Origin of the sequence: Myxococcus hansupus, from assembly GCF_000280925.3 — a bacterium.
Taxonomy (GTDB): domain Bacteria; phylum Myxococcota; class Myxococcia; order Myxococcales; family Myxococcaceae; genus Myxococcus; species Myxococcus hansupus.
Genome location: NZ_CP012109.1, coordinates 2,527,854 through 2,539,764 on the forward strand (window position 1 = coordinate 2,527,854; position 11,911 = coordinate 2,539,764).

Below are 11,911 nucleotides of genomic sequence, written 5' to 3' on the forward strand. Positions count from 1 at the left end.
CCATGACGCAGCAGATTCGAGCCCTGGTGGTGGATGACTCGCAGGCGATGCGGCGAAGCATCATGTACGCGCTGCAACGGCTCTCCGGTGTGGTGTGCACCGAGGCCCAGGACGGCGCGGAGGGCTTGAAGAAGCTGACGCAGGCTCGGTTCGACCTGGTGCTCACCGACATCAACATGCCGTTGATGGACGGACTCAAGCTCATCAGCCACATCCGGCAGGCGTCCGAGCACCGCGACGTCCCCATCATCGTCGTCACCACGGAGGGCGCGGCGGCGGACCGGGAGCGCGCGATGAAGCTGGGCGCGAGCGCGTACCTGGTGAAACCCGTGCAGGCGAAGGTCGTGCTGGATACCGTTCGGGACCTGCTGAAGCTGGATTGAAGGCGAGCGCGTACGAATGGATTCCGTCCTGCGGGTGGAGGGCCTGGAGAAGACCTACGGTGAGGTGAAGGCCGTGCAGGGGCTCTCCTTCGAGGTGGCGCCAGGGGAGATCCTCGGCCTGGTGGGGCCCAACGGGGCGGGGAAGACGTCCACGCTTCGCTGCCTGGCGGGAATCCTTCCGCCGTCCTCGGGCCAGGTCTTCGTCGCGGGGCATGACCTGACGCAGGCGCCCGTGGATGCGAAGCGCGCGCTGGCCTTCCTGCCCGACGAGCCCCGCTTCTTCGAGTACCTCACCGTCTGGGAGCACCTGAACTTCACCGCGCGCCTCTACGGTGTGGAGGACTGGGAGGCGCGAGGCCGCGCGCTGTTGGAGGAGATGGAGCTGTCCGGCAAGGAGAAGTCGCTGCCGGGTGAGCTGTCACGCGGCATGAAGCAGAAGCTCTCCATCGCGTGTGGCTTCTTGCATTCACCCAAGCTCATCCTGCTGGACGAGCCGCTCACGGGCCTGGACCCCATTGGCATCCGGCGGATGAAGGCGTCGTTGCGGCGCAGGGCGGAGGAGGGCGCGGCCCTGGTGTTGTCCTCACACCTGCTGCCATTGGTCGAGGAGCTGTGCCACCGGCTGCTCGTCATCGCGGGGGGCAAGGCGGTGGCGCTCGGAAGTCTGGATGACATCCGCGCGCGCCTGAGCGGCGTGGAGGGGGAGCACGCGTCGCTGGAGGAACTCTTCGTGCGCATCACCAGCGCGGGAACGCAGACGCCGTGAGCTTTTCCCGCGCGGTGGCGTTCCTCTGGGTGGCGTCCTGGCGTAATCGCATCCGGAGGCAGTTGGCGCGGCTGCGCAAGCCACGCTACCTGCTGGGCGCCCTGGTGGGCGCGGCGTATCTCTACTCGGTCTTCTTTCGGAGGATGGACTTCCGGGGGCCCGTGGGCGGCGTGTCGGAGGGCGTCCAGTTGTTCGCCGAGCTGTCCCTGGTCGGCTCCGCGCTGGGGACGCTCTTCGCCGCCTGGGTGTTGGGCAGGGACCGGCCGTCGTTGACCTTCTCCGAGACAGAGGTCGTCCAGCTCTTCCCCGCGCCCGTCTCACGGCGGGCCCTGCTGCAATACAAGCTCGTGCGTGGGCTTCTGGGCACGACGGTGGGCGCGCTCTTCGCCACGTTGTTCCTGGGAAGGACCATCAGTCCGCACCCCGTGCTCTTCTTCGTGGGGGCGTGTCTGGCATTGGGCACGCTGTATCTGCATTCGACGGCGGCGGCCTTCGTCCGCACGCGGCTGGCGGCGCGAGGCACCTGGGGACTGGTGATTCGCTGGGGCGGGGTGGCGGTCGTCCTGGGGCTCGTGGCGTTGGCGGCGCTCAGCTCGTTGCAAGCGCATCCGGTGCCGGAGGACCTGTCTTCGGGACGTGCGCTGCGCGCGTGGCTTCAGTCGTTGATGGCCTCTCCGGGCGTGGGGGCGGTGTTGTGGCCCGGACGGTTGTTGGTGGCGCCCGCGCTGGCGCAGAGCGTGCGGGACTTCCTCGCCGCGTTGCCTCCCGTGCTGGCGTTGATGGTGGCGCATTACGTCTGGGTGTTGCTCGCCGAGGTTCCCTTCGAGGAGACGGCGGTGGTGCGCGCGGAGTCCCGCTCACGCGAGCGCATGCTGCGCGCGTCGGGGCGGATGGCCCGCGTCGGGTCGATGACGCTGAGCCGGCCCCCATTTCGGCTGCTGGCACGTGGCAGGCCCGAGGTGGCCATCCTCTGGAAGAACCTCATCGCCCGGAAGCGGATGGGCGGCGGGCTCGCGGTGTTCCTCGTCTTCATCGTCATGGGCGGTGGCATCGCGGCGCTGATGGGGGACGCGCGCCTGTTCACGGACACGCGGCGGGTGCTCGGGCCGGTGGCGTTGGCGCTCGCGGTGACGTTGACGGTGGTGGGGCCGAGCGCGTTTCGCATGGACCTGCGGATGGACCTGCCCAAGCTGGACCTGTTGCGCGCGTTGCCGCTGACGGGCCGGCAGGTGGTGCGTGCCCAGCTCGCGGCCTCCGCGCTGGCCGTGGCCTCGTTCCAGCTCGCGCTGCTGGCGGTGGCGCTCGTGTTGGGCCCAGGGGTGGAGGCCCCCCGGCTGGGCGGCTGGTGGTGGCCCGGGGGGCTGGCGCTGGCGTTTCTGCTCCCAGCCATCTCCCCGGCGGGGCTCTTCGTTCAGAACGCGGCGGTGGTGCTCTTCCCCGCATGGGTGCCGGCGGACATGGGAGAGCGGGCGCGCGGGCTCGAGGCGATGGGGCAGCGGCTGCTCGCGCTCGTGGGCACGCTGGTGGTGACGCTGGTGGGCCTGATTCCCGCGAGCCTGGTGGCGCTCGTGGTGGGCGTGCCGTTGTCGCCGTTCCTGGGCCCATGGTCCTTGCCCGTGGCGGGGCTCGCGGCGGCGGGCGTGCTGGTGGGGGAGGTGGCCCTGGGCGTCATCGGACTGGGACATGCCTTCGAGCGCCTGGACCTCTCGGAGGACCGTCCGGAGTAGTCCGTCGCGTGGGCGCCCTCGCGTTCGCTCGTGGACGCGTGGGTGCTTTGCGGTGGCCGGGCCGAACGGCGCGGACTATCCGGACCGCTTCTGGGAGGAGACGCGCATGAAGATTGGATTCGTGGGCCTGGGGAACATGGGCCTGCCCATGGCGGCGAACCTGCTGGCCGCGGGCCACACGTTGACGGTGTGGAACCGCACGGAGGCGAAGGCCGCGCCGCTGAAGGCGAAGGGCGCGAAGGTCGCCGCCACGCCCGCTGAGGCGGCCCGAGGTGCGGAAGCCGTGTTCAGCATGTTGGCGGACGACGCCGCGGTGGGCTCGGCCGTGTTCGGGAAGGAGGGCATCCAGGCGGGAATGTCGCCCGGCGCCCTGCACGTCTCGTCGAGCACCATCTCGGTGGCCCTGTCGGAGAAGCTGGCGGAGGCGCACGCGAGCGCGGGGCAACGGTACGTCGCCGCGCCCGTCTTCGGCCGGCCCGCCGCGGCCGAGTCGAAGCAGCTCTGGGTGGTGGCCGCCGGCCCGAAGCAGGACGTGGAGCGCTGCCGCCCGCTGCTGGAGGCCCTGGGGCGAGGGCTGACGGTGTTGGGCGAGAACGCCCCCGCGGCGAACGTGGTGAAGCTGTCGGGCAACTTCCTCATCGCGTCGATGATGGAAGCGCTCGCCGAGTCCTTCGCCCTGACGCGCAAGTCGGGCATCGAGCCGAAGGCGTTCCTGGACGTCTTCCAGTCCGTCTTCGCCCGCTCCCCCATCTTCGAGACCTACGCGCAGCTCATCGCGGAGGAGAAGTACTCACCGGCGGGCTTCAAGTTGAAGCTGGGGCTCAAGGACATGGAGCTCGTCCTGGGCGCGGCCCGAGGCGCCGAGGTGCCCATGCCGCTGGCCAGCCTGGTGAAGGACCAGTTCCTGGGAGGCGTCGCGCAGGGCCATGGGGACCTGGACTGGTCCGCGTTGGGCGCGCTCGTCGCCGAGCGGGCCGGACTCAAGCGAGGCACCTGAGTCCAGGCCGGGGTGCGGATTCCAGGTGCACGCAGGGACGCCGTGCACCTGGAGCTTCAGCAGGCGCGGTGACGTGCTACTCCCGGGCGTTCAGCTCCGCGAGCGGGATGGGGAAGCGCTCGTGGGGCGCGATGTCCGGGTCCAGCTCGCGGGGCAGCGTGTCGAGTCGCCCGTAGCGCCGCAGGTCGATCCACCGGTGGCCGCCCTCGAACAGGAGCGAGTACCGCTTCTGCTTGAGCAGCTCGTCCAACGCGTTCGACTCATCGATGTCCAGACGCGGAAGCAACCGGCCGGAGATGGTGCGGATGGTGTTGATGTCGTCCGCGGCGGGGCCGAAGTTCCGCAGCCCGATGTTGGCCTCCGCGCGCAGGAGGATGAGCTCCTCGTTGCGGATGATGGGGAGGGGCGTGTTGTTCGAGGTGTAGATTCGGAACCGCCAGTCTGTCGTCAGCCTGCCTCCTCCTGCGGCAACGGTGCTCTCCAGCCGTTGGAGCTTTCGGACGACGCGATCATCCACGGTGCCGTCTGCTTGGAGGTCGGCTTCGTTGAAGGTCGACGGGTGCGCGTAGACGTTGCGGTTGAAGAGGCCGTTGGCGGTGTCTCCGGAGTTCGTTCCGAAGGCGTGATAGACGCCCACGTCCAGCGACCCCGTCGCGTTGATGAAGGACTCACTCAGGGCGGTGAGCGCCTCGGGATAGAGGCCCCGGTACACAGCGACTCGCGCGGCGAGGCCGCGGTTGAACCGCCGGAACGTCTCGGGAGTGTTGAATCCCGTGAAGCCCGGGCTGAGCTGGAAGGCGAACGTGTTGCCCGCGTTGTTCAAGTGGGTGGCGCTCTCGTCGAGCAGCGAGGCGATGCGTGCGAACACGGCCTCCTTGCTCTCGAAGGGGGCCAGTTGCCCGATGGGGAGGTTGACGTCGATGGGCGCCCCATGGGTGTCGCGCGTGTTGATGACGATGAGGAAGTCCAGGGCCTGCAGCGTCTTCGCGAAGCCGCGGATGCCTTCCTTTTCCGCATCGGAGGTGCTGGGGACCTTCTCCAAGGCATCCAGCACCGTGAAGGCATTGCGGATGTTCAGATAGGGCGTGGTCCAGTGATTCCCGCCGAACGCCGGGCCACCCGGGTCCAGGGTGGGGCCCAGCAGTTCGTTGACGGCGCGCGGGTCCGCGGGGTCGAAGACGTACGCCTCACGGCCGATGATGCCCAACTGGGCCACGTAGCCGTTGGGTGCCGAGATGCCGGCGCGATGACCCACGAGCAGACCCGTGGCCGCGGTCAGCACGGCCTGTTTCGAGGGACGTTCGCGGAAATCATCGAAGCTGGGGTTGTTCAGGTCGGGGACGTCCATGCTCCCGCAGCCGCTCAGGCCCAGGACGGTGCACAGCCCCACGAACGCCTTCTTGGTCAGATGGATGGTCATGGCTCAGAACCCCACGTCGATGGACGTCCAGAAGCTGCGGCTGGGCGGGAAGGGGGCCACGTCCACGTTGCGGGCGATGGCCTGGTTGCCGAAGTTGCTCACCTCCGGATCCAAGCCGGAGTAGCGGGTGAACATGAGGAGGTTGCGGCCGCTCAGGCTGAGCCGGGCCGTCTTCACCCCGGGGACCATGGTCACCCAGTCCCGAGGCAGGTTGTACATGAGGGTCACCTCGCGCAGCTTGAGGAAGCTGGCGTCCTCCAGGTACGCGCTCGCATGCGTACGGCTCCGCAGGATTCGCTCACGTCCGCCCGTCGTGTAGTCCGGTGACGTGCCGGCGTCGTCGTAGATGTACCGGGTCAGGTTGATGACGTCGCTGCCTTGCTGCCAGTCGAACAGGAAGGACAGGCTGAAGTCCCGGTACTTCAGGTTGTTGGTGAAGGACATTCGGAAGGTGGGCTCGGTGTCGCCAATCTTCCGGACAATCGGGTTGCCGTTCTCGTCCACGCCGTCGTTACCGACAATCTGCGTCGCCGTCGCGCCTTCCTCGATGCGGAACGCGCCCAGGCCGGTGCCGAAGCCGCCCGAGAGGAACGCGGGCACGGGCAGATTCGTCACCCGGCTGCGGTTGAGGGCGAACGTCGCGCCGCTGGTCCACTCGACGGTGCCGCGCACGGGCGTCACCTGGAGCATGGCCTCGATGCCGCGGTTGCGCAGCGAGCCGCCGTTGAAGATCTGCGTGGCGAAGCCGCCGGAGGGGGCCAGGGCGCGCTGCAGCAGCAGGTCGCTGATGTTGCGCTGGTAGATGGACACCTCCGCGACCACGTCTCCGCCGAACAGGAGCGCGTCCACGCCGGTTTCGAACTCGCGCTGCCGTTCCGGTTGGATGTTCGGGTCACCCGCGATGCCGCTGCCCACCAGACCCGGGTTGCCGGCGATGTTGCCCGTGGCGCGCATGCCATTGAACCGCATGCCGTACAGCGGCAGGTTGCCCGTCTCGCCGTAGGCCGCGCGCACCTTGAACTCGTTCACCGTGGGGTGGAACGAGGGGATGCGGTAGGCGGACGCCACCTTCGGGTACAGGAACAGGGCGTTGGGGTTGCCGTTGGCGCTGCTCTGCTCGCCGCGGAGGGCGCCCACCAGCGTGAGCCGCTCGTCCAACAGGAGCAGCTCTTCCTGGACGTAATAGCCCCGATCTCTCACCAGCGAGCGGTTCTGCCGCAAGCTGACCGCGGTGCCGCTGTCCACGTTCTGCTGTCCCGCGTTCATGTTCCGGCTGACGATGTAGACGGAGTCGACGTTGCGCTCTTCGAACTGGAGACCGCCGGAGGTGGTCGCCACGATGCCGCCGGACGTGGGCCGGTAGGTGTGCACCAGGTTCAACCCGGAGTTCAGGTTGAGCACCTGACTGGTTCCGAAGAGGGACGAGCCGGGCATGCCGTCATCCAGCGGCTCGAAGTTGAGCTCGGGCGGGAAGAACAGCGAGTTCTCCTGCTGGAAGCGGTCCACGCCCGCGTTGGCGAGCACGCGCAGGTGGTGCGCGTCCGTCTTCCACAGGTGCCACGTCAGGTCGCCGGAGCCGATGAAGCGCCACACGTCCTCGTCGTTCTTCACCAGGGCCGCCGTCTGCAGTGGGTTGGCGCGGCTGTTGATGAAGGGGTTCTGCGGGTAGATGCCGTCCGAGCTGGCCCCCAGCGGGAGGAACTCCGGCGAGTACGGCAGCACCATGTAGTTGCTGATGCTGGCGTTGTCGTTGTTCGTCAGGCCGCGCTGTCCCAGCGAATGGATCAGGTTGGTGGCGACGTTGACGTCCACCGCATCACCGAACTTCTGTCCCAGGTTCAGACGGAAGGACTGCTTCTCGTACCCGGTGTTGGCGATGATGCCTTCGTCGTTCTTGATGAGCGCCGAGGCGAAGTACTTCGTGTTCCCCGCCACGCCGCTGACGCTGGCGATGGTCTCCGAGGACAGGTCGCGGCGACCCGTCAGCGCTGACTCGTGGTCGAAGCGCCTGCCTGGCACGTAGTACTGGGCCGCGTCCGGACCGAACGTCTCGGTGACTTCCTCGACGCTGTTGAATTGGCGGGTGCCGAGCCGGTTGAGCGCGGTGTACATGCCCAGCCGCTGCGTCACCGCGAACTCCGGGGTGCTGGAGCGGCCCCGCTTGGTGTTGATGATGACCACGCCGTTGGCGGCCTTGGAGCCGTAGATGGCGGCGGCGGAAGCACCCTTGAGGACCTCGATGCTCTCGATGTCGTTGGGGTTGATGTCCGCGATGCGGTTGACCTGGTTGTCTTGCGTGGGGTTGGGGTTGGACCCGCCCACGGACCGGGTGACGGCGAACATGCCGGACGCGATGGACACGTCGCTGACGAGCACGCCGTCGATGACGTAGAGCGGCGTGCTGGAGCCGTTGATGGTCGACACGCCGCGCAGCCGGAGCTGGAGACCGCCGCCCGGGGCGCCGCCGTTGCTCTGGATGTTGGCGCCGGCGACCTTGCCCTGGAGCGCCTGGTCCACTGTCTGGGCGGGCGCGCGGTTGATCTCCTCGGCGTTCACGGAGGCCACGGAGTTGGCCAGGTTCTTTCGCGCCACTTCACTGGCGCGGCCCACCACCACCATCTCCTCCGCGAAGATGTTGTCGAGCGCGACCTCGACAAGGCGCTGGCTGCTTCCAATCACGACCTCCCGTTCACCGTAGTCCTGGCTGGAGAACAGCAGCGTCACCGAGCCCGCGGGCACGTTGGGCAGGGAGAACGTGCCGTCCAGCTCCGTCTCCACGCCTTGCTTGGTGCCCTTGATGATGACGCGCACCAGGGGCAGCCCCTCGTTGGTGAGCCGGTCCGCGACGCGGCCCTTCACCGTCCGCCCCGTGACAGGGGCTGGAGCGGGGGCGGCCGGCGTGGCGACAGCCGGCGCGGACGGCGGCGTGGCCACGGGCTGTGGCGTCCCCTGTGAGGTTGTTTGTGTTTCGGTCGCAGGCGCGGTGCTGCTCACGTCCTGTGCCAGCGTTTCCAACGAGAAGAGTGCAAACACGCACCCCGGAATCAACGCCCTTCTCAGCGCCATTCGGACCTCGCTCGCTGCGGATTGACGGCTCCCCCCCAAGGCAGGTTGCCGGTGGTTGGAATCGTCACTGGGTCAACGATTGCCAGTCAACGGCATATCCTCACTTTTATTGCTATTCTTTGAATCCAGGTTGGCGCGAATGTTTGGCCGGAATTGGAGAACACCTGGCTTGAGAGGGAATGGCCGAGCGCGTCGGGCATATCGCCTGGGGATGAACGGGCATTGCTTGGAGGCCCGACCAGCGCGGTTGGGGGGGCTGGTCAGCCGCCCATGGGAGGCCTCGTCCGTTCGGAGCGGATCTATCCCGGCGAGACATGTTGCCCGGGGCACGTCCCTCCTCTAAGAGACTCGATAGATATGGCGATGAACGAGCGTTACGAGCCGCAGGCGATTGAAGGCAAGTGGCAGACCCGTTGGGACGAGGCGGGCATCTTCCGGGCAGGCAGCCGCCCCGGAGCACCCAAGAAGTACGTGCTCGAGATGCTGCCGTACCCCAGCGGGAAGATGCACATGGGCCATGTGCGCAACTATCTGCTTGGGGATGTGTACGCTCGCTTCTTCCGGATGAAGGGGTTCGATGTCCTGCATCCCATGGGCTGGGATGCCTTCGGCCTGCCGGCCGAGAACGCGGCCATCAAGGACGGCGTGCATCCGGCGGTGCGCACGGCGGAGAACATCGCCTCCTTCAAGAAGGAGATTCAGAGCCTGGGGTACAGCTACGACTGGGACCGCGAGGTCAACACCAGCTCCCCCGAGTACTACCGCTGGAACCAGTGGTTCTTCATCCAGATGCTGGAGCGAGGGCTCGTCTATCGCCGCTTCAGCAAGGTGAACTGGTGTACCGGTTGTCACACCGTCATCGCCAACGAGCAGGTGAAGGACGGCGTCTGCGAGCGGTGCGATTCGCCCGTGGTGGACAAGGAGATGCCCGAGTGGGCGTTCCGCATCACCCGCTTCTCGCAGGACCTGCTGGACTCGCTGGACACGCTGAAGGAGTGGCCCGACCGCATCACCTCCATGCAGCGGAACTGGATTGGCCGCTCGGATGGTGCGGAGGCGGACTTCCGCGTGCAGGGCCACGACGCCTCGCTGCGCGTGTTCACCACCCGCATCGACACCATCTATGGCTGCACCTACGTGGTGCTGGCGCCGGACCACAAGCTGGTGGCCCAGGTAACGACGCCGGAGCGTCGCGCCGAGGTGGAGGCCTTCGCGAAGCGCATGGCCGCCCAGTCCAAGACGGAGCGCCTGGGCGAGGGCACGGAGAAGGAGGGCGTCTTCACGGGCGCCTACGCGGAGAACCCCTTCACCGGGCAGGCGGTCCCCATCTGGATCGCCAACTTCGTGCTCAGCGACTACGGCACCGGCGCGGTGATGAGCGTGCCCGCGCATGACGAGCGCGACTTCGCCTTCGCTCGCAAGTACAGCCTGCCCGTGAAGGTCGTCATCCAGCCGGCGTCCGGGGACGCGCTCCCCGCGGGCGACGCGCTCGAGGCGGCGTATACGGAGTACGGCGTGCTGGCGGACTCGGGCTCCTACTCGGGCCAGACGTCCGAGCAGGCGCGCCAGGCGATGGCGTCGGCCCTGGAGAAGGACGGCAAGGGCCAGGCGACGGTGACGTACCGCCAGAAGGACTGGGGCTTCAGCCGTCAGCGCTACTGGGGCACGCCCATCCCCATCGTCTACTGCGAGCAGTGCGACCCGGACCGTCACGGCATCCCGGTGCCGGTGGACCAGCTCCCGGTGCGTTTGCCGGAGATCGACACCCAGGCGGTGCTCACCGGCAAGGGGGAGCCGCCGCTGGCCAAGGTGGCCTCGTGGGTGAACACCTCGTGTCCGAAGTGCGGCGGCCCTGCCCGGCGCGAGGCGGAGACGATGGACACCTTCGTCGACTCCTGTTGGTACTTCGCGCGCTACCTGTCGCCGCGCTACGACGCCGCGCCGTTCGACCCGAAGGAGGCCCAGCGCTTCCTGCCCGTGGACATCTACGTGGGCGGTCCCGAGCACGCGGTGATGCACCTGCTGTACTTCCGCTTCTGGACCCGGGTGATGAAGGAGCTGGGGCTGAGCCCGGTGGCGGAGCCCGTCACGCGCCTGATTACGCAGGGCATCGTCAACGGCCCGGATGGCCGGAAGATGTCCAAGCGCTGGGGCAACGTGGTGGCGCCTGCCTCCATCGTGGAGCGGTACGGTGCCGACACGGCGCGGGCCTACGTGCTGTTCGCCGGCCCGCCGGAGCGGGACTTCGACTGGTCCGACAAGCAGGTGGAGGGCGTGTTCCGCTTCCTCAAGCGCGTCTGGACGCTGGCCGCCACGCACCACGAGGCCTCGGCCGGGGCGGCCCACGATGGCGCCTACGAGGGCAAGGCGCTGGAGATTCGCCGCGCCGCGCACAAGACGCTGAAGCGGGTGGGGGAGGCCATCGAGCGCCTGTCCTTCAACACGGCCATCGCCGCCATCATGGAGGGGCTGAACGCGCTGACGGACCTGGGGACGCCGGAGTCGGCCGCGGAGAAGGCCGCCATGGGCGAGGCCATGCGGACGCTGGCGGTGGTGCTGACGCCTTTCACGCCGCACATCGCCGACGAAATCGCGGAGGCCTACGGCAGCAAGGACTTCACCGTCGCCCAGGAGTGGCCAGCGTTCGACCCGGCGCTGGTGGTGGACGACGTCATCCCCTACGCCGTGCAGGTGAACGGCAAGCTGCGCGCGGAGATTCGCGTCGCGGCGGACGCGGCGGAGGCGGACGTGCGCGCCGCCGCCGAGGCGGATGAGAAGGTCCAGTCAGCCCTGGCGGGCAAGACGCTGCGCAAGTTCGTCTTCGTCCCCAAGCGGCTCGTGAACTTCGTCGTCTCTTGAGCGAGGTCCCCAGGTGCCGGCCGAAGTCCTCGTCATGTGCAGTGCTTGTGGGCGGCCCCAGTCGGCCGGCCGCCCACGGTGCGTCGCGTGTGAGGCTCCGCTGCCGGAAGCGCCGCTGCCCGGAGGCCCGGCACCCGGGCAGCCCTTCCTCCACGAGGACCTGGGTGGGGGGCGCATGCTCTCCGGCGAGGGGACGCGGCTCTTCTATCAGCCGCATCCCTCGGTGATGGTGCCGCCGGTGGAGCTGGACTCCCTGCGCGAGGTCCGGCTGGAGTCGCACTTCTTCAAGGAGGCCCTGGCGCTCTTGGCCTTCGTGGCCCTGGGTGTCGTCGCCCAGGCGCTCGCGCTGAAGCTGGTCGCTTTCGGCATCGCGGCGCTGGGCACCCTGCTGGCGGTGACGTGCCGCTCCCACGTGCTCGTCTTGGAGCCCCGGGAAGGGCGCGCGGTGCACTGGCCGCTGGGGCTCGCGCGCCGGGGCTCGTCGCGGGACACCCGGCTCCTGGGCGCCTGGGGTACGCTGGCCGAGGCGCTGCGCGCGCGGGGCATCCCGGTGCGCGGCGCGGGCGTGGAGACGTCCTCGGCGGACGCGCGGGGACACGGGCCGCACGCTTGACGGGCGGATCCGGCCGGGTAGGGTGCCGCGCATGTCGCGACCCTGCGCTGCCGTAGTCACTCGGCGCCTTCGGATTGGCG

At 68.4% G+C, this 11,911-nt stretch carries 8 protein-coding genes; 6 read left to right on the forward strand and 2 right to left on the reverse strand.

Annotation, left to right across the window (positions count from 1 at the left end):
* Positions 1-2: 2 nt before the first annotated feature.
* The 4 genes from A176_RS10330 (at position 3) to A176_RS10345 (ending at position 3,873) form a co-directional block, all read left to right on the forward strand.
* The gene (locus tag A176_RS10330) at positions 3-383 is read left to right on the forward strand and encodes a response regulator (RefSeq protein WP_002639916.1); all 381 of its coding nucleotides are present in this window, start codon (positions 3-5) and stop codon (positions 381-383) included.
* Positions 384-399: 16 nt separating this feature from the next.
* Positions 400-1,149: an ABC transporter ATP-binding protein gene (locus A176_RS10335; RefSeq protein ID WP_002639917.1), complete on the forward strand. Its 750-nt coding sequence runs from the start codon at positions 400-402 to the stop codon at positions 1,147-1,149.
* On the forward strand, positions 1,146-2,876 hold the full coding sequence (locus tag A176_RS10340) for a putative ABC exporter domain-containing protein (protein ID WP_002639918.1): 1,731 nt from the start codon (positions 1,146-1,148) through the stop codon (positions 2,874-2,876). Before A176_RS10335 ends, A176_RS10340 begins: the two co-directional genes overlap by 4 nt.
* Positions 2,877-2,982: 106 nt before the next feature.
* Positions 2,983-3,873, forward strand: coding sequence for an NAD(P)-dependent oxidoreductase (locus tag A176_RS10345; RefSeq protein WP_044890887.1), 891 nt, complete (start codon positions 2,983-2,985; stop codon positions 3,871-3,873).
* Between the two features lie 76 nt (positions 3,874-3,949).
* On the opposite strand, the gene A176_RS10350 is transcribed toward A176_RS10345, so the two are convergent.
* A complete protein-coding gene (locus tag A176_RS10350) occupies positions 3,950-5,293 on the reverse strand; it encodes a RagB/SusD family nutrient uptake outer membrane protein (RefSeq protein WP_002639920.1) in 1,344 nt (447 codons plus the stop codon).
* 3 nt (positions 5,294-5,296) lie between these two features.
* Positions 5,297-8,359 carry a SusC/RagA family TonB-linked outer membrane protein gene (locus A176_RS10355; protein WP_002639921.1) on the reverse strand — a complete coding sequence of 1,021 codons (3,063 nt, stop codon included), beginning with the start codon at positions 8,357-8,359 and terminating at the stop codon, positions 5,297-5,299.
* Between the two features lie 357 nt (positions 8,360-8,716).
* Between A176_RS10355 and leuS the strand changes: the two genes are divergently transcribed.
* The gene (gene leuS / locus A176_RS10360; protein ID WP_002639922.1) at positions 8,717-11,218 is read left to right on the forward strand and encodes a leucine--tRNA ligase; all 2,502 of its coding nucleotides are present in this window, start codon (positions 8,717-8,719) and stop codon (positions 11,216-11,218) included.
* 175 nt (positions 11,219-11,393) lie between these two features.
* Positions 11,394-11,831: a hypothetical protein gene (locus A176_RS10365; RefSeq protein WP_002639923.1), complete on the forward strand. Its 438-nt coding sequence runs from the start codon at positions 11,394-11,396 to the stop codon at positions 11,829-11,831.
* Positions 11,832-11,911 lie beyond the last annotated feature (80 nt).

Bases quoted from the DNA above. Each gene is read 5' to 3' on its own strand.
- A176_RS10330 (WP_002639916.1), top strand. From the start codon at position 3: ATGACGCAGCAGATTCGAGCCCTGGTGGTGGATGACTCGCAGGCGATG.
- A176_RS10335 (WP_002639917.1), top strand. From the start codon at position 400: ATGGATTCCGTCCTGCGGGTGGAGGGCCTGGAGAAGACCTACGGTGAG.
- A176_RS10345 (WP_044890887.1), top strand. From the start codon at position 2,983: ATGAAGATTGGATTCGTGGGCCTGGGGAACATGGGCCTGCCCATGGCG.
- A176_RS10350 (WP_002639920.1), bottom strand. From the start codon at position 5,293: ATGACCATCCATCTGACCAAGAAGGCGTTCGTGGGGCTGTGCACCGTC.
- A176_RS10355 (WP_002639921.1), bottom strand. From the start codon at position 8,359: ATGGCGCTGAGAAGGGCGTTGATTCCGGGGTGCGTGTTTGCACTCTTC.
- leuS (WP_002639922.1), top strand. From the start codon at position 8,717: ATGGCGATGAACGAGCGTTACGAGCCGCAGGCGATTGAAGGCAAGTGG.
- A176_RS10365 (WP_002639923.1), top strand. From the start codon at position 11,394: ATGCTCTCCGGCGAGGGGACGCGGCTCTTCTATCAGCCGCATCCCTCG.